The organism is Kitasatospora sp. NPDC085895 (assembly GCF_040702125.1).
In the GTDB taxonomy this organism is placed as follows: Bacteria; Actinomycetota; Actinomycetes; order Streptomycetales; family Streptomycetaceae; genus Kitasatospora; species Kitasatospora arboriphila.
Window position 1 is genome coordinate 1 of the sequence record NZ_JBFBJY010000069.1, and the last position, 20,160, is coordinate 20,160.

General features: G+C 69.4%; 15 protein-coding genes and 5 pseudogenes. 14 read left to right on the top strand and 6 right to left on the bottom strand.

The window, feature by feature from the left end; genetic code table 11:
- Positions 1–443 precede the first annotated feature (443 nt).
- Positions 444–899, top strand: coding sequence for a hypothetical protein (locus tag AB0442_RS31610; RefSeq protein WP_360645330.1), 456 nt, complete (start codon positions 444–446; stop codon positions 897–899).
- Between the two features lie 374 nt (positions 900–1,273).
- Here the strand turns inward: AB0442_RS31610 and AB0442_RS31615 are convergent.
- The 3 genes and pseudogenes from AB0442_RS31615 to AB0442_RS31625 form a co-directional block, all read right to left on the bottom strand.
- Positions 1,274–1,447: pseudogene (locus tag AB0442_RS31615) on the bottom strand (IS5/IS1182 family transposase); the annotation flags it as partial.
- Between the two features lie 570 nt (positions 1,448–2,017).
- A pseudogene (locus AB0442_RS31620) lies at positions 2,018–3,493 on the bottom strand (IS1182 family transposase).
- A gap of 130 nt (positions 3,494–3,623) precedes the next feature.
- The gene (locus AB0442_RS31625) at positions 3,624–4,265 is read right to left on the bottom strand and encodes a flavin reductase family protein (RefSeq protein WP_366167047.1); all 642 of its coding nucleotides are present in this window, start codon (positions 4,263–4,265) and stop codon (positions 3,624–3,626) included.
- Between the two features lie 67 nt (positions 4,266–4,332).
- Here AB0442_RS31625 and AB0442_RS31630 point away from each other — a divergent pair, with 67 nt between their 5' ends.
- The 3 genes from AB0442_RS31630 to AB0442_RS31640 all read left to right on the top strand — a co-directional run bounded on the left by AB0442_RS31630 (position 4,333) and on the right by AB0442_RS31640 (position 6,501).
- Entirely contained in the window at positions 4,333–5,055 is a 723-nt protein-coding gene (locus tag AB0442_RS31630; protein WP_366167081.1) for a helix-turn-helix domain-containing protein, read from the top strand.
- A gap of 95 nt (positions 5,056–5,150) precedes the next feature.
- Entirely contained in the window at positions 5,151–5,549 is a 399-nt protein-coding gene (locus tag AB0442_RS31635) for a pyridoxal-phosphate dependent enzyme (RefSeq protein ID WP_366167048.1), read from the top strand.
- A complete protein-coding gene (locus tag AB0442_RS31640; protein WP_366167049.1) occupies positions 5,542–6,501 on the top strand; it encodes a C39 family peptidase in 960 nt (319 codons plus the stop codon). The genes AB0442_RS31635 and AB0442_RS31640 overlap by 8 nt, the downstream gene beginning before the upstream one ends.
- On the opposite strand, the gene AB0442_RS31645 is transcribed toward AB0442_RS31640, so the two are convergent.
- Positions 6,488–7,099, bottom strand: coding sequence for a hypothetical protein (locus tag AB0442_RS31645; protein ID WP_366167050.1), 612 nt, complete (start codon positions 7,097–7,099; stop codon positions 6,488–6,490). The genes AB0442_RS31640 and AB0442_RS31645 overlap by 14 nt on opposite strands.
- A gap of 26 nt (positions 7,100–7,125) precedes the next feature.
- On the opposite strand from AB0442_RS31645, the gene AB0442_RS31650 reads away from it, so the two are divergent.
- Entirely contained in the window at positions 7,126–7,548 is a 423-nt protein-coding gene (locus tag AB0442_RS31650; RefSeq protein WP_366167051.1) for a sigma factor-like helix-turn-helix DNA-binding protein, read from the top strand.
- Between the two features lie 64 nt (positions 7,549–7,612).
- The gene (locus tag AB0442_RS31655) at positions 7,613–10,321 is read left to right on the top strand and encodes a beta-L-arabinofuranosidase domain-containing protein (protein WP_366167052.1); all 2,709 of its coding nucleotides are present in this window, start codon (positions 7,613–7,615) and stop codon (positions 10,319–10,321) included.
- 312 nt (positions 10,322–10,633) lie between these two features.
- On the opposite strand, the pseudogene AB0442_RS31660 reads toward AB0442_RS31655, so the two are convergent.
- Positions 10,634–10,729, bottom strand: a pseudogene (locus tag AB0442_RS31660) (transposase); the annotation flags it as partial.
- Between the two features lie 131 nt (positions 10,730–10,860).
- On the opposite strand from AB0442_RS31660, the gene AB0442_RS31665 reads away from it, so the two are divergent.
- Positions 10,861–12,141 (top strand): transposase, encoded by a 1,281-nt coding sequence (locus tag AB0442_RS31665; protein WP_366167053.1) that lies wholly within the window; start codon positions 10,861–10,863, stop codon positions 12,139–12,141.
- A 14-nt stretch (positions 12,142–12,155) separates the two neighbouring features.
- Here AB0442_RS31665 and AB0442_RS31670 read toward each other — a convergent pair.
- Positions 12,156–12,545: pseudogene (locus tag AB0442_RS31670) on the bottom strand (glycoside hydrolase family 27 protein); the annotation flags it as partial.
- Positions 12,546–12,687: 142 nt separating this feature from the next.
- Between AB0442_RS31670 and AB0442_RS31675 the strand changes: the two are divergent.
- The 7 genes and pseudogenes from AB0442_RS31675 (at position 12,688) to AB0442_RS31705 (ending at position 20,097) form a co-directional block, all read left to right on the top strand.
- The gene (locus tag AB0442_RS31675; protein ID WP_366167054.1) at positions 12,688–15,669 is read left to right on the top strand and encodes a Tn3 family transposase; all 2,982 of its coding nucleotides are present in this window, start codon (positions 12,688–12,690) and stop codon (positions 15,667–15,669) included.
- A gap of 62 nt (positions 15,670–15,731) precedes the next feature.
- A complete protein-coding gene (locus AB0442_RS31680; RefSeq protein ID WP_366167055.1) occupies positions 15,732–16,388 on the top strand; it encodes a TetR/AcrR family transcriptional regulator in 657 nt (218 codons plus the stop codon).
- Positions 16,385–17,812: an MFS transporter gene (locus AB0442_RS31685; protein WP_366167056.1), complete on the top strand. Its 1,428-nt coding sequence runs from the start codon at positions 16,385–16,387 to the stop codon at positions 17,810–17,812. The genes AB0442_RS31680 and AB0442_RS31685 overlap by 4 nt, the downstream gene beginning before the upstream one ends.
- A 176-nt stretch (positions 17,813–17,988) precedes the next feature.
- Positions 17,989–18,338: pseudogene (locus AB0442_RS31690) on the top strand (recombinase family protein); the annotation flags it as partial.
- Positions 18,312–18,590 carry a helix-turn-helix domain-containing protein gene (locus AB0442_RS31695; protein WP_366167082.1) on the top strand — a complete coding sequence of 93 codons (279 nt, stop codon included), beginning with the start codon at positions 18,312–18,314 and terminating at the stop codon, positions 18,588–18,590. The pseudogene AB0442_RS31690 and the gene AB0442_RS31695, both read left to right, overlap by 27 nt.
- A gap of 147 nt (positions 18,591–18,737) precedes the next feature.
- Positions 18,738–19,295: a VOC family protein gene (locus AB0442_RS31700; protein WP_366167057.1), complete on the top strand. Its 558-nt coding sequence runs from the start codon at positions 18,738–18,740 to the stop codon at positions 19,293–19,295.
- Positions 19,279–20,097, top strand: coding sequence for a MerR family transcriptional regulator (locus tag AB0442_RS31705; protein WP_366167058.1), 819 nt, complete (start codon positions 19,279–19,281; stop codon positions 20,095–20,097). The genes AB0442_RS31700 and AB0442_RS31705 overlap by 17 nt, the downstream gene beginning before the upstream one ends.
- Positions 20,098–20,160 lie beyond the last annotated feature (63 nt).

Sequence of the window (20,160 nt, forward strand, 5' to 3'; positions counted from 1 at the left end):
GGTCATGGCGTTGCAGACGGTCCGATCTGCGCCCACAGCGCGCCAGGTTCACTCCATCGCGATTTGCGCGCCCCCTTCTCCGTAGCAGGCCGTGAGGATATCTTTCACATGAGGTGCCTGGTTGCAAGCCTCGGAGATCAGTATTCCGGTATTGCTCGACAGCGCCTCGACAGAGCACGCCATCCCTATTTCCGGCGGCGTCCTTCGGCATCGACGCATTTCCATCCCTTCAGCGTTCGCCGATCGGCGAACTCCGGCGTGGTTGCCTCGGCGGCCCTCCGGCCACCCACGCGGCGGACCTTCACGGCCGAACAACTGCTCACCTGGCCCTCGACCCGCCGACGCCATTCCCATGGACCCGATCCGGAACGTCGCACCCCTTGACCTCGGCGCCGATGGCGCCAGATCCGACTGATAGTCAGACAAGAGAAAGGGACACGAAAATGATTCTCTCCCGATGGGGCAACCGGGCCGTCAAGGCGGCGGCAAGCCTCGCCCTCGGCGTCCTCCCGCTCGCTGCGTGGCCCGCCCCGGCCGCAGCAGGCTCCCACTCCGTGAGCCTGACGGTCGGACCGGTGCCCGTCCCGCAAGTCTCCGTCTCGGCGTGCGTCGACGCGTCGTGCGTCTCGACTCCGGCGCTCACCAGCGTGAAGCTCGCCACCACCGCGACCGTGACGAGCGGCCCGCTCCCCGCCGTCGTCCTCACCCCGGCCGCCTGCCCGAACGGCGGCCAGGGAGTCGCGGTCCAGGTGACCAGCCTTCAGCCCGTGACCGTCACCGTCAGCGGGACCGTCTCCGGTACGACCACCAGCGGCCCGGTCAGCATCCCCCTCGGGCCCGTCACCGAGACCATTCTCCCGGGCACCCCGGGTGTGCTCGTGTCCGCCTGTACGGACTGACACGCTCCGCACCGGGACGTCGGACGACCCATGAGCAAGGCAGCAGGCGGCCTGCTCGGCAACGTGAAGCCGAGCACAGCGGTCTGGCCGGCATCACCTGACCGACCACCTGGGTAGGCAGCAGGTGGCATCGCTGCCCACCCCCAGCGCACTTGGCCTCCACCGCAGTGGTGGAGGCCAAGTGCTGCGCCGTCCCCTCACCCGTGCGCCACTGCCCGGGGCGGACGTGGAAGCGGCGTTGGAGGGCGTTCCCGCTGGCCTCCAAGGAGAAGGTCGGCCGGGCCGGGATGGCGTCTCGTTCGGGCGCGGGTCAGTAGTTCGGCCGCCTGGCGACCAAGTGATCTTGTAAGAACTCGCGCGGATAGGTGGCAGGTCCGTCTGCGAGGTCGTGTGTCCCAGCGGTGCGTGGTCCACGCCCTACGGATCAGACTACGGACGGTGATGATCGTGTCGGCGAGGTCGAAGAAGGCGTCGATGACACCGGTGCAGCGCTCGTGGCAGCGGGCGAGCCGATGGAAGGCGTTCTGCCAGGCATGGGTGCGTTCCAGGGCTGATTCAAAGTCCCGGTGATCTCGCATCGGCCCTGTCCCGCCAGTACTGATTCCCCCTTCAGAACCCGGGACGCGATGAACAGTGCCAGCACGTTCTCGTCCACCCGGCTCTGGAACCTAACCGGCAACACGAACGCACCCGACCCACCCTCACCTGACCCATCCTCACCAGGCAGGACAGCGGCCTCTGCGCTACGCCCCTTCGTGCGCTTGCCGGACTTCTGCGGCACCGCCAAGGCCTCGACCACCTTCGCGTCGTGGCTGCGCAACGCATGTGAGTGGGTGGGGTGGTGTCAGCCGGTTGGTCAGCAGCTTGCAGATTGAGGGAAAGGGGGCTGCTGATCTCGGCTTCTGCTTAAAGATGCCGTGGATCTCTGCTGCCACGAGATGACCAATCCGCTGCTATGGCACGTGGGTTGTGCCTAGGAGCGTGGGTCAGTAACGGGCAGGTGCTCGGGCGGTCGCGGTCGGTGGGATCGGTCGTGGTCTCCCGGCATGTGTCTGTTGCGGCGGGTGGCCGGGCTCTCTCGGCCCGGGAAGCGGCCTGAGGGGCGGTGGCTGGGGCGGTCAGCCGATTGCCGCGGTGAGACGGACGGTTCCGGTGTGCCGGAAGATCTTGCGGAGGTTGTGGCAGGCGGCCAGCAGCCGCCACTCTCCGCGGGCACCGTCTTCACTGCGGAGCAGGAGTTGGCGGCCGTTCTGACAGGTCATGATCTGGCCGAAGACGGGTTCGACGATGGCCTTGCGGCGGCGGTAGGCGGCCTTGCCGGGTTTGGTCCGCAGTTTGCGGGCCATCCGTTCCTTCAGGGTGGCGCCCGCAGGGATGCGTCCGCGTGGTGCGGGCGGGACCTGCTCGTCGTGGGAGAGTCGACCGGTTGCCATGAACGTGTTGGTCCCGCAGGCAAGTTGGCGGTCTCTTGCGGCTTCGACTCGGAGCAGTACCCGGCGTCGACCAGGGCCTGCTTGGGGCGGACGCCGGTGTTCTGCGCGCACTGGTCGAGCATCGCGGTGCAGTTCAGCGCATCCGAGGCGTTGGTCGTCACGTCGGCTGCGGTGATGACCTGATGTTCCTCGTCCACGACGGCCTGGGCCTTGTAGGCCTGGATATAGGCCCCGTCGCCGTTCTTCATGATCCGCGAGTCGGAGTCGGTGAAGTTGGCCTGCGCCTTCGGCTTGGGCCGGGCCTTCGCGGCGGCCTTGTCGCCCGCGTCGGCGACGGCTCGCTCGTCGCTGGCAATGGGCCCCCTCCTGCCTGCGGCGTTCCTTCTCCTCGGCGTGCGCGCGGGCCTTCTCGGCGGCTTCGGCCTCGATCTGGGCGCGGGCGGCCTGCATCTTGGCCAGGCGCTTCTCGCGGCGGTCCAGCTCGGCGGGCAAGTCCATGTCCTTGCCGTCGACGCCGAACACCTGGTCCTCGATGGTGTCGTTCGCTTCGGCGTCGGCCAGCAGGGCGGCGGCCATCGCCTCGAGTTGGGCGATCTCGGCCTCGACGCGTCCCTCCTTGTCGATGAGCCGGCCGTAGCTCATAGCCTTGTGCTTGGAGGCGTTCGCTTCCAGTTCCGTGCCGTCCAGCGCGACGCGTCCCATCTTGACCATGCCCAGCTTCTGCGCGAGGTGCAGGGACTGGGTGAACAGGTCGGCGAGCGCGTCCAGGTGGCGGCGGCGGAAGCGGGAAATCGAGCGGAAGTCCGGTTCCTGGCTGGCGGCCAGGAACCGGAACGCGATGTCATCGGCGCACTTGCGCTCGATCGCTCGTGAGGATCGGACGCCGGTGGTGTAGCCGTAAATGAGCAGGCGCACCATCAGGCGCGGGTCGTAGGGCGGGTGGCCGCGTTTCTCGGTGTAGTCGGCCCGGACCGACCCCAGGTCCAGCACGTGGTCGACCAGGTCGGCGACGAACCGGGCCTGGTGTCCCTCGGGCAGCCAGTCGTCCAGCGACGGCGGCAGCAGCAGGACCTGATACGGGTCGAACGCCCGGAACCGCTTGTTCACCGCCGCCGGACCACCCCGCAACTGCTGCTTCTCGACCGGCCTGACCTCGAACAGCCCATCCCCACCACGCATACCGGCATTATTCCGTATGAATGGCCCCGAACCGAGCGCGGGACGCCGATGATGGCCCGTGCTCAATCTCCTCGCTTGTCCCATGGCTCTTCGCGGTGGACCACTGGCTTCGTCAGGCTGTCTGGGAGCGGAAACTGTGGCCGAGTTCGGGGCCGAGTCCGTAGTAGTGGCGAAAGTTGTAGATCAGCGGGCTCCATGCGGATGGGTCGATGTGCTGGGAACCGGTAACGACGATCCGGGGATCGGCGTGCACCTTGAGCACCTGGGCTTCGACGATGAGGAACTCTCCGGCGGCATCGGGTTGGACCCGGGCAACGCGGGCTTCCAACTGCATCGGGCATTCGGCGACGCGGGGCGGCCGAACCAGCTCGGAGGGCTGAGGTCGCAAACCAGCGGCGGCGAACTTGTCCGGCTCGAAACGGAAGGAACCACGCTTGTCCACGGGCACCGGGGTGCGCCCGGTCAGCGGCGCCAATCGTTCCACCGCCGGCCACTGCGCGGGCGCGGGGAGGTTGACCACCAGATCATGGCGGCTGCGGAGATTGTGCGCGGTCTGTCCCTCGGCGCCCAGACCGAGAACGATCACGTGGCCCAGTGCCCAGGCCGAGGACATCGGCGCAAGGTTGAAGGAGCCGTTCTCGTTCTCGGTGGAGAGCAGCACGACCGGCGTTCCGAAGTACAGGATGCTCGGCGTGACGGTCACGTGTTCGCAGGACAGGTCGATGGGCACGCTGCTGGGCGTCGCGGTGTTCATGGGGCCGACCGTAGAGCGCGGACGCTTCGGCGGCCGCCGAAGGATCGCAGGTGGACAATGGACAGCGATGAACAGCCATGACGCTCCCGTCGAGGGCCCCGAGCTGGCCGCCCTGGCCGCACTGCTGGCCGACGGCACCCGGGCCAACTTCTGCCTGGCCCTTCTGGACGGCCGGGCATGGACCGCGATCGAGTTGGCGCGCCATGCCGGAGTGGCCGCCTCGACGGCGACCGGGCACCTGAACCTCCTGGTCAGCGGAGGACTGCTCACGCAGGAGCGCCAGGGCCGCCATCGCTACGTTCGCCTGGCCGACCCCGACACGGCCGAACTGATCGAGAAGCTTGCCTCGATGGCACCCCGACGCGCCGATCCGCCCCGCTCACTGCCCGCTGCCAACCGCAGCCGGGCGCTGGCCCGCGCACGCACGTGCTACGACCATCTCGCCGGCGCTCTCGGGGTCGCGATCACCGAGGCGATGACCGATCGGGGGCTGCTGGACTGGGAGCAGGGACCGACTCTCACCAGTGACGGGACCGCCTGGCTCGCTGAACTCGGCATCGCGCTGCCGCCCGCCACACGGCGTCCGCCGGTTCGCTCGTGCCTGGACTGGACCGAGCGCCGCCCCCACCTGGCCGGCGCGGTCGGCGCCGCCCTATGTCGTCACACCTTCGACGCCGGCTGGATCACCCGGATCGGCACAAGCCGCGCAGTCGCTCTCACCGACGCCGGCAAGCGTGCGCTCAAGGACCACCTCGGTCTGGCCGACGAGACGCAGACTCCGATCAAGTGAATACCAGCCCCTGGGCCGGACGCTACTGCTACCTACGTCTCACGGCGACACAGCCAGTCTTCGTTACTGACCCACGCTCCTAGCACACCAGGACCGTGGCTGACGCGAGGACGCCCATTCCTGTGCGGCCAGCCATGGCGGGGGAGTGGGCTGGGGCCGGTGCGCTCACCGAACTGGCCGCTATCCCGGACACCATCGCCGATGGCCTGCGCCACACCTGCCCGGCCACACTGCCGTGGGAAGTCAACCGGCTGATGCTCGACGACGTCATTACGGTGACGGTCCATCAGATCATTCGCGCCATGGCGGCCGCGTTCCAGCACCTCAAGGTGGTCGCCGAACCCTCCGGCGCGGTCGCCCTCGCCGCCACCGAACAGCTCGACCTGCCGCCCGGACCGGTCGGCGTGGTCATCTCCGGCGGGTCCGTCGGCATAGGTTCGTTCCACCGGCTGATGACCAAGTCGCCGCACCGCAGAGAGGCCGCCCATGCCTGAGTCGCCGCAGCGTCACCCGATCCCGACCGTCACGCAGTACGCCACCCCGGACCTGATCGCGGCCTTCGCCTACGAGGGCCGCCCCAAGGCCGACGACCCGAACTGGGCCGACTCCGGGGCGCCGGACCGCGCGGCGTATGCGCACTGGGCCGGCCGGTGGTGCGGCATGGCGTGCCTGCACATGGCGCTGCACGCCCGCGACGGCCACGCCCCGACACTGTGGGAGCTGCTGCAGGGCGCGCTGAAGTTCGGCGCCTACCAGGAGCGCGAGGACGGCACCGTCGGCGGCCTGTTCTACCGCCAGTTCGCCGAGTACGCCGCCGAGGCACACCGGCTGCCCACCGAGGTGATCACCGACCTGACCCCGGAGCGGCTGCGCGCCGAACTGGACGCCGGCCACCTGGTGATCACCTCGGTCCACAAGGAGATCCGCCGCCCCGACCGCCCCGCGCCCGGCCGGGGCGGACACCTGGTCCTCGTCACCGGCCACCCCAATGGCACCGTGGCCTTCCGCAACCCCTCCGGCCACACCCCCGAGGCCGTGACCGCCGAACTGCCCGAGGACGTCTTCGACCAGTTCGCCTCCCACCGCGGCATCGCCCTGCACATCAAGGCCGAGACGAGCGAAAGCCGGCTGATCGCCGTCCTCGGCGAGATGCGAGAGCTCGGCGACGACGCCGTCGAGGGCCACCGCGCCGTCGGCCGGGACGCCGCCGAGCACGGCATCGACGTCCTCCTCGCCATCGGCGGAGACCTCGCCAAACAGCCCGCCCTCGCCGCCGGCGCCGCCAGCCTGCCCGAGGTCGCGATCTGCGCGGACAACCCCACCGCCACCGCCTACCTGCAATCCATCCTCCGACCGGGCGGCCGGGTGTTGGTGAAGGGTGCGAACGGCGGGCAGCACTGGCAGATCGCGCAAGCCCTCACCGGCCAGCCCATCACCGACCACTGACCAGCAGGAAACCTTGGGGCCCGCATGCCGCGGCGGGCACCGCGGCTCGGAGCAGCCCCACGGTCCTCCTGGGCACGTCGGCCCCAAGGGCGGTCAAGACCGGAACGAAGCCGCTCATAGCGATCACTATCTGACGGGCCTGCAGAATCCGGGTCTTTGCCGGGTTGGCTGAGAGGTGGATCGGGCCCACCGCACCCGAGCGCGGCCACCCGGCTGCAATCGGCGGGCCGGGAGGGACCACCATCCATGAGCGGCAGCACCATCTCGGCCGCGGGCGGCGCCTGTGTTTGACCACATCGGTGATCCGGCCGATCACCTCCCCGAGCAGCTGTTCTACCTGCCCCGGTCCACCACCGGCCCGCAGCCGAGCGACTGCCCGCTGCCCGACCGGTTGCCCGGCGAGCTGCTCGCCCTGCTGGCCGCGCGCTGCGAGCAGTTCATCCGCTACGCCGAGTTGCACCTCGGCAGCCGCAAGCACGCCGTACGGGTTGTCGACGAGCTCCTCTACGAGCTGGCGACCTGCTGGGACCTCGCCCTGAAACAGCCCAGTGTTGACGCCTACATCTGGACCGTGTTCAAGGAGATCCTCGACGACCACCTCGACGCCCGCGACGCCTTGAGCTCATGGAACAGCACATCGGCCTGTTCAGCACCATCGCCACCCTGCCCGAGCGGCAGTTCGACGCCATCGTGCTCACCTACGTCGTCGGCTGCAGCACCCGCGACACCGCAGGGATGATGGGCGTCGCCACCGCCACCGTCCACAGCCCGCACCGCGACGCCCGACGCGTCCAATGGTCGTGCGCACGGGAGCAGTTGATTGGCCATGGAGCTGCAGCCTGGGTCGACGGAGGCGATGGGAGCGAAATGTTTCGAGGCCACGCCGTTCTGTTGCACCTCTGGACGGGGTGCGGATGGCAGGGGTATAAACGTGGCACCCGTCGAAAGGCGGGACCTGGCGTTCTCCGCGGTTCGCGGTCCTTCGACGCCCATCTCCACGTGCGCCTCCGCCGTATCAGAACGCTTTCGTTCGAAGTAAATTGTTAGCGCTAACACTCTGCGCCGTGCTACGCAGCGGTCTCCTCCCCACCCGGAAGGATCAGTCCCCGCGATGCCGCCTGTTCCCCTGAACCGCCGCACCCTGCTCAAGGCGACTGGCGTGCTGTCCCTCGCCCCTGCCATAGGTCTCAGCCGCGCCCCGGTGGCTGCGGAGGCAGCCGTAACCGCCGAGTTCTCGACACGGCCTTTCGACCTCGGCCAGGTCCGGCTTACGCCCGGCCGCTTGCGCGACAACCAGGACCGGACCCTCACGTACCTGCGCTTCGTCGACGTCGACCGCCTACTGTACAACTTCCGCGCGAACCACCGACTGTCCACCAATGCCGCTGCCGCAACCGGAGGCTGGGACGCCCCGTCGTTCCCGTTCCGCACCCACGTGCAGGGACACTTCCTCAGCGCATGGGCCCAGGCGTACGCGGGTGCCGGCGACACCGTCTGCCGGGACAAGGCCGCGTACATGGTGGCTGAGCTGGCCAAGTGCCAGGCCAACAACGCCGCAGCGGGATTCTCCGCCGGCTACCTGTCGGGCTTCCCCGAGAACGACTTCGCCCAGCTCGAGTCCGGCTCGCTCAAGAACGGCAACGTCCCCTACTACTGCGTCCACAAGACCATGGCCGGTCTGCTCGACGTGTGGCGCCTGCTAGGCAGCACCCAGGCCCGGGACGTCCTGCTGGGCATGGCCGGCTGGGTCGACCTGCGCACCGGCCGGCTCACCCGGAGCCAGATGCAGGCGCTCATGGGCACCGAGTTCGGCGGCATGAACGAGGTCCTGGCCGACCTCCACCTGCAGACCGGGGACGCGCGCTGGCTGACGTCTGCCCAACGCTTCGACCACGCAGCCGTGTTCGACCCGCTGGCCGCCGGACAGGACCAGCTGAACGGCCTGCACGCCAACACCCAGGTGCCGAAGTGGATCGGAGCTGTCCGCGAATACCGCGCCTCCGGGACTGCGCGCTACCGCGACATCGCCTCCCAGGCCTGGAACATCTGCACCACCGCACACAGCTACGCCATAGGCGGCAACAGCCAGGCCGAGCACTTCCGCGCACCCAACGCGATCGCCACCCAGCTGACCAACGACAACTGCGAACTCTGCAACTCGTACAACATGCTCAAACTCACCCGCGAGCTGTGGCAGTTGGACCCGAGCCAGGCCGGCTACTTCGACTTCTACGAGCGCACCCTGCTCAACCACGTCGTCGGCGCGCAGAACCCCGCCGATCCGCACGGGCACGTCACCTACTTCACCCCGCTCAAGTCCGGCGGCCGCCGCGGTGTCGGCCCGGCCTGGGGCGGCGGCACCTGGAGCACCGACTACGACTCATTCTGGTGCTGCCAGGGCACCGGCATGGAGTCCAACACCAAACTGGCGGACTCCGTCTACTTCCACGACGGCACCACGCTGATCGTGAACCTGTTCACGCCCACGGTCCTCACCTGGGCCGAGCGCGGCCTCACGATCACCCAGACCACCGTCTACCCCGCGGAAGACACCACCACGCTCAAGGTCGTCGGCAGCGCGGGCGACACCTGGTCGATGCGCATCCGGATCCCGGCCTGGACGGCCGGCGCCACCGTGAGCGTCAACGGCACGGTGCAGAACATCGCCACCACACCGGGCAGCTACGCCACCGTCACCCGTGCCTGGGCCTCCGGCGACACGGTGACCGTCAAGCTCCCCATGCGGGTCACCCTCCAGGCCGCCAACGACAACCCGGACGTCGCCGCGGTGACCTACGGCCCAGTCGTGCTGTGCGGCAACTACGGCAGCACCACGCTGTCCGCACTCCCGGCCCTCGACCCGACATCGGTCACCCGCACCGGCACCACGGGCCTCGCCTTCACCGCGACCGCCAACGGCTCATCCGTCGCCCTCGGCCCGTTCCACGACGCGCAGGGCTTCAACTACTCCGTCTACTGGAACACCAGGAGCAGCGGATTCCGCCTGCTCAACGCGGGCAGCGGGCTCGTGCTCGGCGTGCAGAACATGTCCACCGCGGACGGCGGGCCCGCCCTCCAACGGGGCGACAGCGGCACCGCCGACCACGACTGGGCCCTGGTCGTCGACGGCAACGCGCTGCGCCTGCGCAACGCCAACAGCGGCAAGGTCCTGGGCGTGCAGAACATGTCCACCGACGACAACGCCTCCGTGCTCCAGTGGTCGGACAACGGCACCGCCGACCACCGGTGGACGGTCGTCGAGACGGCCGACGGCTCGCACGGCCTGCGCAACGCCAACAGCGGCAAGCTGCTGGGCATCGCCAGCGCCTCCACCGCCCAGGGCGCGTTCGCCGTTCAGGTCCTGGACACCGGCTCGGCCACCAGCCGGTGGTGGTTCGTCCCGACCGGCACCAGGCGCATCCAGAACGTCGGCAGCGGGCTGCTGCTCGGCGTGCAGACCATGTCGACCGCCGACGGCGCCCAGGTGATCCAGTGGGGCGACAACGGCACCGCGGACCACCTGTGGACGGCCGTGGTCGATTCCGGAGGCTACCTGCGGCTCAAGAACTCCCACAGCGGCAAGGCCCTCGCCGTGGAGGGCGGCGGCACGACCAACGGCGCCAGGATCGTCCAGTGGACCGACAACGGGGCCGCGGACCACCGCTGGCGGCTGCGCCACGGCGGCGGCGATACCTTCCGCATCCAGTCCGCCACGAGCGGCCGCGTCCTCGGCGTCTCCGGTGCGTCCGCCGCCCAGGGCGCCCAGGTCGTCCTGTGGGACGACAACGGCACGTCCGACCACCTCTGGCGCTTCCTCTGATCGGGTGCCCGCGCCCGGGGTCTGGCCGTGGACGGCAGGATGTCGATGGTCGGACTGGGCATCGCGCTGCTTGCTGTCGCGTGGGCAGCCGGTGCCAGGAAGCGCAGGGTCTGTTGGGCGGGCCGGCACGCCGCCCGTCGACCTCGGGCCGTGCCTCTGCCGCCGCCCCTGTCGGGGCGCCGTCCGATGGTCTAGGGTCGCGCCCGTCCCTTGATCTTCGCAGGGAATCCCGGCCTTCAGGCCGGGCGGGAATGCGATCCTTGGCCCGGAGGCGCGGAGCGCCGTAGGGCGCTGCGCCGGTGGGCGTGACGGTCAGGTGGGCCGCTTCTGGTTCTCGATATACTCCTTGACGATGCTCAGTGGTGCGCCGCCGCAGGACCCCGCGAAGTACGAGGGTGCCCAGAAGGTAGAGCCGGTGCCGATGCGGGTGATCCGGTAGCTCTTCGCCGCACACCCCGGCCTCCGGGCCGGGGGCAGGGCGATCCCCGGTCCGGAGCCGCGCAGCGGCGCAGGCCACTGCGTTGTCAGTGAGCCGGCCTATGTTGCTCGACAACGGCCGAAGGGGGTGTTCCGCAGTGCTGTCCGGCCGCAGGTATCGACTTGAACTCGACCCCGTGCAGGCCGGGTTGTGCGAAACGTTCGGCGACATCTGCCGGTCGGTGTGGAACACGGCCCTGGAGCAGCGGCGGGAGTACCGGCGGCGCGGGGCGTGGATGAACTACGTGCCGCAGGCCGCCGAGCTGGCCGCGGCGAAGCGGGATTTTCCGTGGCTGGCGGATGCGCCGTCGCATGTATTGCAGCAGACTCTGCGGGATTTGGACCGGGCGTGCCGGGAGCACGGCACGTTCAGGGTACGGTGGCGTTCCAAGGCCCGGTGGTCCCCCGGCTTCCGCTTCCCGGCCGGGAACCTGATCACCGTGGAGTGCCTGGGACGCAAGTGGGGCCGGGCGAAGCTGCCGAAGCTCGGATGGGTCCGGTTTCGCTGGTCCCGCCCGCTCGGGGGCGAGGTCCGTTCCGCGACCGTCACCCGGCAGGGACGGCACTGGTTCATCTCCTTCCTGGTGGAAGACGGCACGAGCAGCCCCGGGCAGCACGCCCTGCCGGACACGGCCGTGGGCGTGGACCGGGGCGTGGCCGTGACCACCAGCGCGGGCGACTTCCACGACCGCACCTACGCCACGCCGGGCGAGGCGAGGCGGTTGCGCCGGCTGCAGCAGCAGCTCGCCCGGTGCCGGCGCGGCAGCAACCGGCGCAGTGCGGTCGTGGCGAAGATCAACGCTGTGACCGGCCGTGTCCGCGACCGGCGGGCGGATTTCTGCGCGCAGACCGCCCACACGCTGGCCACCCGGCACGCGGTCGTCGCGCTGGAGGACCTCCGCACCAGCCACATGACCGCGAGTGCGGCCGGCACCGTCGAGCGGCCCGGCCACAACGTCCGGGCCAAGGCCGGGCTGAACCGGGCGATCCTGGACAAGGGATGGCACACGCTCGAACTCGCGCTCCGCAACGCGGCGCGCACGACCGGCACAATGGTCGTGCTGGTCGACCCCGCGTACACGTCGCAGACCTGTAATGCCTGCGGGCGCGTGGACCCGAGGAACCGCGAGAGCCAAGCGGTCTTCGCGTGCGCCGCCTGCGGACATCAGGACCATGCCGACGTGAACGCTGCGAAGAACATCCTCAACGCCGCAGGACATGCGGTGTCAGGGCGTGGAGACCTCGGGGTTGCCCGGTCTGTGAAGCGCCAACCACCGGCAACGCGCACACGCCCGGGGCCAAACCCCCGCGCGGCACACGCGGCCGCAATCCCCGTGCTCTAGCGCGGGGAGGAAGTCAAGCTGTAGACGATGGGGCGGCCGGTGGCGCGGAGGGCGTCGCGCATGAGGGTGAACTGCGCGACCTGCTGGTCCAGCGTGCCGTTGGACTAGCACCAGTCGTACTTGAGGTAGTCCACGCCCTACGAAGCGAAGGTGGTGGCGTCCTGGGCTTCGTGGCCCTTGCTGCCGGTGGAGCCGGAGTAGGAACCCACGGCCTGGGCGCAGGTGCGCTCGTTGGGTGCCTCGTAGAGGCCGAACTTCAGGCCCTTGTTGTGGATGTAGTCCCCAAGTGCTTTCATGCCGCCGGGGAACTTGGTCGGGTTGGCCCGGAGGTTGCCCGCGCCGTCGCGCTGCGGGTCGAACCAGCAGTCGTCGACGATGACGTACCGGTAGCCGGCGTCCTTCATGGCCCCGGAGTCCTAGCCCAGACACCAGCCGCAAGGTAACCGGCGAGTAGCTTTCACGCCGTCAGACAGCCCGTTTCTCGACCCCCGGGCACCTCGTTGGGCCGATCGAGCGATTTAACATCGGCAAGGGGAGAGGCGGGGCGTGCACCAAGAATGGTCGCCGGAAGAGCTGTTGGCGAGCTGGACGCCGGTAGACGGTGACTGGAAGTTGGTGGCCAACAAGACCGGGGTGACGCGGCTTGGCTTCTGCCTGCTGCTGAAGTTCTTCGAGCTTGAGGGCCGATTCCCGGATCTGCTGGAGGAGATTCCGCAGGCTGCGGTGGAGTACGTGGGCGGGTTGGTGAAGGTGCCGGCCGCCGACTTCGCGAAGTACTCCCTGTCGAGCCGGACGGCTGAGTACCACCGTGCGCAGGTCCGGGAGGCGCTTGGGTTCTGGCCATCGACGCTGGAGGACGAGAGGGAGCTGACGGCGTGGCTGGCCGTGGAGGTGTGCCCGGTCGAGCTGGTGGAGGACCGGCAGCGTGAGGCCCTGCTGGTCGAGTGCCGGGAGAGGAAGATCGAGCCGCCGGGCCGGACCCGGATCGAGAAGCTCCTGGTCGCCGCGCGGGGCCGGTGGGAGAAGGTGTTCTGCACCCGGATCATTGGGCGCCTGGGCGACGCGGGCACGGCCAGGCTGCTGGCGCTGGTCGCGGAGGACAACGAGGACGGCACCGCGCTGCTGGCCGTGCTTAAGCGCGACCCGGGCGCGGTCGGGCTGGATTCCCTGCTGACTGAGATCACCAAGCTGAACGACGTGCGCAAACTCGGCCTGCCCGACGGGCTGTTCGCGGATTGCTCGGAGAAGCTGCTGGCCGCCTGGCGGGCACGGGCAATCAAGATGTATCCCTCGGACTTCCGCGACACCGCCGAGGACGTACGGATCACGCTGCTCGCGGCGCTGTGCTCCTCCCGGCAGGCGGAGATCACCGACGCCCTGGTGGAACTGCTCGTCGCTCTGGTGCAGAAGATCAACGCCCGTGCCGAGCGCCGGGTGGAGAGGCAGCTGACGGCGGAGCTGAAGAAGGTCCGCGGCAAGGAGGGCATCCTCTTCAGGCTCGCCGACGCCGCGATCGGCAAGCCGGATGAGCTCGTGCGCACGGCTCTGTACCCGGTCGTCGGAGAGAAGACGCTTCGCGACCTGGTCGCCGAGGCGAAGGCGAACGAGAAGGTCTTCAAGGCCAAGGTCCGTACCACACTCCGGTCGTCGTACAGCTCGTACTACCGGCAGATGCTGCCGCCGCTGCTGAACACTCTGGGCTTCAAGTGCAACAACACCGCCTACCGGCCGGTGATGGACGCGATGAAGCTGCTGGCCAAGTACACCGACGTCGACGGCAAGACCCGCTTCTACGACGGCGCCGACGAGGTGCCGATGGACGGCGTCGTACGCAAGGACTGGCGCGAGGCGATCGTCGACGACAAGGGCAAGGTCGAGCGCATTCCGTACGAGCTGTGCGTCCTGGTCGCGCTGCGGGACGAGATCCGCCGCCGCGAGATCTACGTCGAGGGCGGGCGGCGATGGTGCAACCCGGAGGACGACCTGCCCGGCGACTTCGAGGCCACCCGCACCGTGCACTACGCCGCGATCCGCCAGCCGATGGACCCGCAGGCGTTCATCACGGACCTGAAGCGGCGCATGACCGACGGCCTGGACCGGCTGTCGGCCGCGCTCGCGGACGGCTCGGCGGGCGGTGTGAAGGTCACCACCCGGCACGGCGAGCCGTGGATCACCGTGCCCAAGCTGGAGAAGCTGGACGAGCCCACCGGCCTCCAGGCACTCAAGGACGAGGTCGTACGACGCTGGGGCGTCCTCGACCTCCTGGACGTGCTGAAGAACGCCGACTTCGACACCGGCTTCACCGACGAGTTCTCCTCGGTCGCCGCGTACGAGCGCATCGACCGCGCCGTTCTCCAGCGGCGCCTGCTGCTCGCGCTGTTCGCGCTGGGCACCAACATGGGCATCCGGGCCATCGTGGCGACCGGCGAGCACGGCGAGACCGAGGCCGCGCTGCGGCACGTCCGCCGGCACTTCATCACGGTCGACAACCTGCGGGCCGCGGTGACGAAGCTGGTGAACGCCACCTTCGCGGCCCGCGACACCGCATGGTGGGGACAGGGCACGGCGTGCGCCTCGGACTCGAAGAAGTTCGGGTCCTGGTCCTCGAACTTCATGACCGAGTACCACGCCCGCTACGGCGGCAACGGCGTGATGATCTACTGGCATGTGGAGCGGAAGAACGTCTGCATCTACTCCCAGCTCAAGAGCTGTTCGTCGTCCGAGGTCGCGGCGATGATCGAGGGCCTGCTGCGGCACTGCACGGACGCAGAGATCGAGTCCAACTACGTCGACACCCACGGCGCGAGCGTCGTCGGGTTCGCCTTCACCGAACTGCTCAACTTCCGGCTGCTGCCGAGGCTGAAGAACATCGGCAGCATCCGCCTGTACCGGCCCGACGACGACCCGCCCGGCTGGCCGGCGCTCGGCGGCCCCCTGACCCGGGCGATCCGCTGGGACCTGATTGCCCAGCAGTACGACCAGATGGTCAAGTACGCCACCGCCCTGCGCCTGGGCACCGCCGAGGCAGAACAGGTGCTGCGGCGCTTCACCCGCGGCGGCCCCAAGCACCCGACCTACCAGGCCCTCGAAGAGCTGGGCCGCTCGGTGCGGACGATCTTCGCGTGCGACTACCTGGCCAGCCCCGGCCTGCGCCGGGAGGTCCACGGCGGGCTCCAGGTCGTAGAGAACTGGAACAGCGCGAACACGGTCCTGCACTACGGCAAGGACGGCGCGCTGACCGGCCCGGACAAGGAACACGCCGAGACCTCGATGCTCGCCCTGCACCTGCTCCAGAGCAGTCTCGTGCATATCAACACCCTGCTGCTTCAGGGGGTACTCGCCGAGCCGGCCTGGGCGAAGAAGCTGAGCGGCGAGGACCGGCGTGGGCTGACTGCGCTGTTCTGGTCGAACATCAACCCGTACGGCACGTTCCGCCTCGACATGAACAAGCGCCTCGACCTGTCGGGCGTGACCATTCCCGGTCAGCGTGACGGCGAGCGAGCCGAGGTGGACGCCGCCACGCGCTGAGCAGAATGATCACTCACCAAGACAAGTAGACAGTGTCTACGAATGCATGGTAGACACTGTCTATGACTGATGAGAGCTCCCTTCGGGAGCGGTTGATCGATGTCGGGGTCGACCTTGTGCTGACCGAGGGCTCCGCGTCCGTGGGCCTGCGGGAGATAGCCCGTCGAGCGGGGGTGTCGCACGGGGCGCCGCGTCGGTACTTCCCCACGCACCACGCGCTGCTCGCGGCTATCGGCCGTCGCGGTTTCGAGGACCTCGCAGCCATGTTCGAGGCCGCGGTAGCCGGCACGACCACACCGCGCGGCCAGCTGGAGGCCCTCGCGCGGGCGTACGTCGGGTACGCACTGGAACGCCGCGGCATGTTCGAACTCATGTGGCGGCACGACCTGCTCGACGGCGCGGCGCAGGCATCGGACCAGCCGAGGCTGCGCGAGTCGACCCTCCCGCTGTTCGGGCACTTCACCGGACTCGTCGCCCGATGCCTATCGGAGAGGGAGGCCGCGCAACGCGCCGACGGGCCGAACGAGGCCGGACCGCCGCCTGCGGTGACCGCCGCCGCCCTGTGGTCGAACCTGCACGGCATCGCCCAGTTGTGGGCCTGGGGCAGCCTGCAACTCGCCCTCGAAACCCCACCGCTGGGCGCTGACGCCGGCGACGACCAACGCGACCGGCTCATCGCGGCAGTTCTGGACGCCCATCTCGGTCCGGTGACCTCATGACCGCACCCGCACAGCGGAAGATCGCACTTCTGGTCAGCGTGGCCGGGGCGGTGATCGTCGCCCTGGACGGAACCATCCTGCTCATGGCGCAGCCCGGCATGCAGCGTGATCTCGGCGCGAGCGTGGCGCAGATCCAGTGGACGAGCACCGGCTATCTGGTCGCCGTGGCGGCGTTGCTCGTGATCGCCGGGCGCCTCGGGGATCGGTACGGGCACCCGCGCCTGCTGTTCGTCGGCGTCCTCGGTTTCGGGGCTGCCTCGGCCGGGATCGCGCTCGCGCCGGCTGTCGGCTGGGTGATCGTTCTGCGCGCGGTGCAGGGCGGGTTCGCCGCGTTCCTGCAACCTGCGACGCTCGCGCTGCTACGGCTGGCGTATCCCGCGGACCGGCTCGGCAAGCCGATCGCCATTCGCACCGGTGCGATCGCGGTGGCGGCAGGGTCCGGTCCGCTCCTGGGCGGTGTTCTCGTGGCTCATCTGGGATGGCGCGCCGTCTTCTGGGTCAACGTGCCCCTCGCGTTCGTCATCGCCGTTCTCGCCCTCGCCGTACGGACGCCGGCACCCGAGCGTGCCAACTCTCCACGGCTCAACCTCACGAGCGCGGGCCTGCTGGCGGTCGCGCTTGCAATCCTGGTCCACGCCTTGGCCGACGTACCCGCGCGGGGGTGGACCGCCGCGCCGACGCTGCTCGAATTCCTCGCCGTCATAGGCGTCGCAACGGTGCTCACCTGGCACGAACGCCGCACCACGCACCCGATCGTTCCACCAGCCGTAGCGCGGTCCGTACCGGTGACCGCGTCGATGGCGATCCTGCTGGTCACCACCGCCAGCCTGTTCGGCGCGCTGTTCAGGGCCACCTTCTACCTTCAGGACGTACTTCGACTCGACCCACTCGCCAGCGGTCTGCGCGTGCTCCCGCTGACCGTGCTCATGGTCCTCGGCTCACCCGCCGCGGTCGCCGCACTGCGCCGGTACGGTGCGCGCCGCACCGCGATCGCCGGCACGGGCCTTGTCGTGGTCGGCATCGCGGGGCTGTCCCGGCTCGGTCCCGCCAGCACATGGATGGCCATGGCTGCGGCCTTTGCCGCCATCGGTGCCGGGTTCGCCACCGTGATGGTCACCGCCACCGGGACCGTCGTCGGTGACGCGCCGCCCGGGTACGCCGGGGTCGTCAGCGGGCTCAAGCAGACCGCCATGAACATCGGGCCGACCTTCGGCATCGCCGTCGCGGCCAGCGCAACCGGCACGGCTGCTTCAACCATGAGCTCCACTCTGCTGATCCTGGCCGCACTCGCCGCTCTCGGCCTGCTGCCCGCCTCGCGGCTGCCCCGCCGCCCGGCCCACCAGGAAGGAGACGACACGACCGTCGCGCCCCCGGCGCAAGCACCAACACCACAGGCGGCACCCGCTCGACACACAAACAGTTGAGCAACCGCCGAACACACCCAGGCTGATCCGGTCATGTGTCAGACCGATCTTCAGTGTCGGCAAACGATCGTCTGCCGACACTTGGGGACGTGATCACGAACCCACAGGTGGGCAGTGTCGGAAACTCGCGTCGGAAAACAACGTCGGCGAACGGTGCGCCCGATAGATTCCGACACATGCTCATCGGCTACGCGCGGGTCTCGACCGCCGACCAGAACCCCGATCATCAGATCGACGCCCTACTGCGGGCCGGCGTCGACCGCGACAACATCCACGTCGACACCGCGAGCGGCGCGAAGGCATCCCGGCCGAAGCTCGACCTCGTGCTCCAGTTGTTGCGCGAGGCGACACGCTGAAGGTCACCCGGCTCGACCGGCTCTCCCGCTCCGTGCTCCACCTGGTGACGCTCGGCGCTGATCTGCGCGAGCGCGGCATCGGGCTGCACGTGATCGAGCAGGGCATCGACACGTCCACAATGGAGGGACGGGCGATGTTCGGGATGCTGTCCGTGCTGGCCGAGCTCCAGCGCGAACTGATCGTGGCGAACACCAACGACGGGCTCGCCTCCGCTCGCGCCCGGGGCCGGGTTGGCGGACGTCGGCCGAAGCTCACCGAGGACCAGGCCGCGCTCGCCCAACGGCTCTACGACGAGCGGGAGAAGACGGTCAAGCAAATCGCCGACATGTTCGGCGTGCCACGGTCGACGGTGTACGGGCACCTCGACAAGACCAGGACCGTCCCCCGCCAGCCCAAGAAGACCGCCGCCCCGAAGTCCTGAAACCAACCGGCGGGCTACTTTGCCCCTGGGGACAGAGCTGGGAGTTTGGGCCCAGGTCCTGCGGGGCCCGCGTAGAAGCAGACCGCCCGGCAGGGGCACCACACCTGATTTGACCCTCACGTTGCGTGAGGCTGGAGAGTGCGGGGCATGAGCGACTTCTACAACGCCTTCGAGATCAGCCCTGTGCCCGGCCCGGACGATACCCCGCCGGAGCCGTTCCGCGGCATCTACGCCATGCCCTCCTTCGTCACCATCCCCACGACCGACCTCGCGGAGTCGACGGCGTTCTGGACCCGCGGGCTGGGGTTCATCGAACTGTTCAGCATCCCCGGCCGGGTGGTCCACCTGCGCCGCTGGGCCTTCCAGGACGTACTCATGGTTCCGGCCGAGAGCGTGCCCGAGCAGGCGTCGGCCATGAGCGTCAGCTTCGCCTGCGGGCTCGGCCAGATCGACGCCCTGGTCGAGACCTGCCGCGCGGTGCGCCCGGAGTCGGTGGCCGGCCCACGGGACACGCCCTGGAACACCCGCGACGTGGAGGTGATCACCCCGGAGAAGGCGCGGATCGTCTTCACCGCGAAGAGGCCCCTCGATCCCGACAGCGCCGAGGCGCGCAACCTCGCGGCCGTCGGTCTCATGCCGCCGGACGCCGCTCCCGGCAACAACGACGGCAACGGCGACAATAGTGCAGATGTGGAACACGCCTGACCCCGCCGACGACGGCGACGACGGTCTGACCGTCGGGCAGGTCTCGGCCCAGCTGGGGGTGACGGTCCGTGCGCTGCACCACTGGGACGAGATCGGCCTGGCGCCGCCGTCGCTGCGCACGAGTGCCGGCTACCGGCTCTACACCGCCGGCGATCTGCAACGCCTGCACCGCATCGTCGTCTACCGGGAACTCGGCCTCGGCCTGGACCGTATCCGGACCATCCTGGACGACGCCAGGGCGGACATCCCCGGCGCCCTGCGTGCGCAGCGCGACCAGGTCGCCGCCCGGATCGAGCGCCTCCAGCAGCTCAGCGCCGGGCTGGAGCGGATGATCGACGCCCATGAGCGCGGCCTGCCGCTGACCGCGGCGCAGCAGGCCGCGATCTTCGGCCCCGACTGGGACCCGGAAGGTCCCGCCCTCGCCCGCAAGCACTACGGGGATACCACGCAATGGCGGCAGTACGCCGAGCGTGCTGCCGCGCGCGACCCGCAGGAGTGGCAGACGATCGCCGACGCCATGGCCGGCCTCGAACGCGACCTCGGCGCCGCGCTGGACGCCGGCGTCGCACCCGGCAGCGCGGAGGCGAACGACCTCGTCGACCGGCACCGCGAGGTCTTCGGCTCGTACTTCCCCCTCACCCGGCAGATGCAGGTCTGCCTGGGCCGCATGTTCGCATCCGACCGCGGCTACGCCGCCCACTACGACACCATCCGCCCCGGCCTCGCCACCTGGTTCCGCAGCATCATCGACGCCAGCGCGCGGGCACACGGCATCAACCCAGACACCGCAACCTGGCAGTAACGGAAGCCCACCGCGACTTCGCGCCTGGCCGGCGCCACTCCCGAGATCATCCGTGCCGCCCGG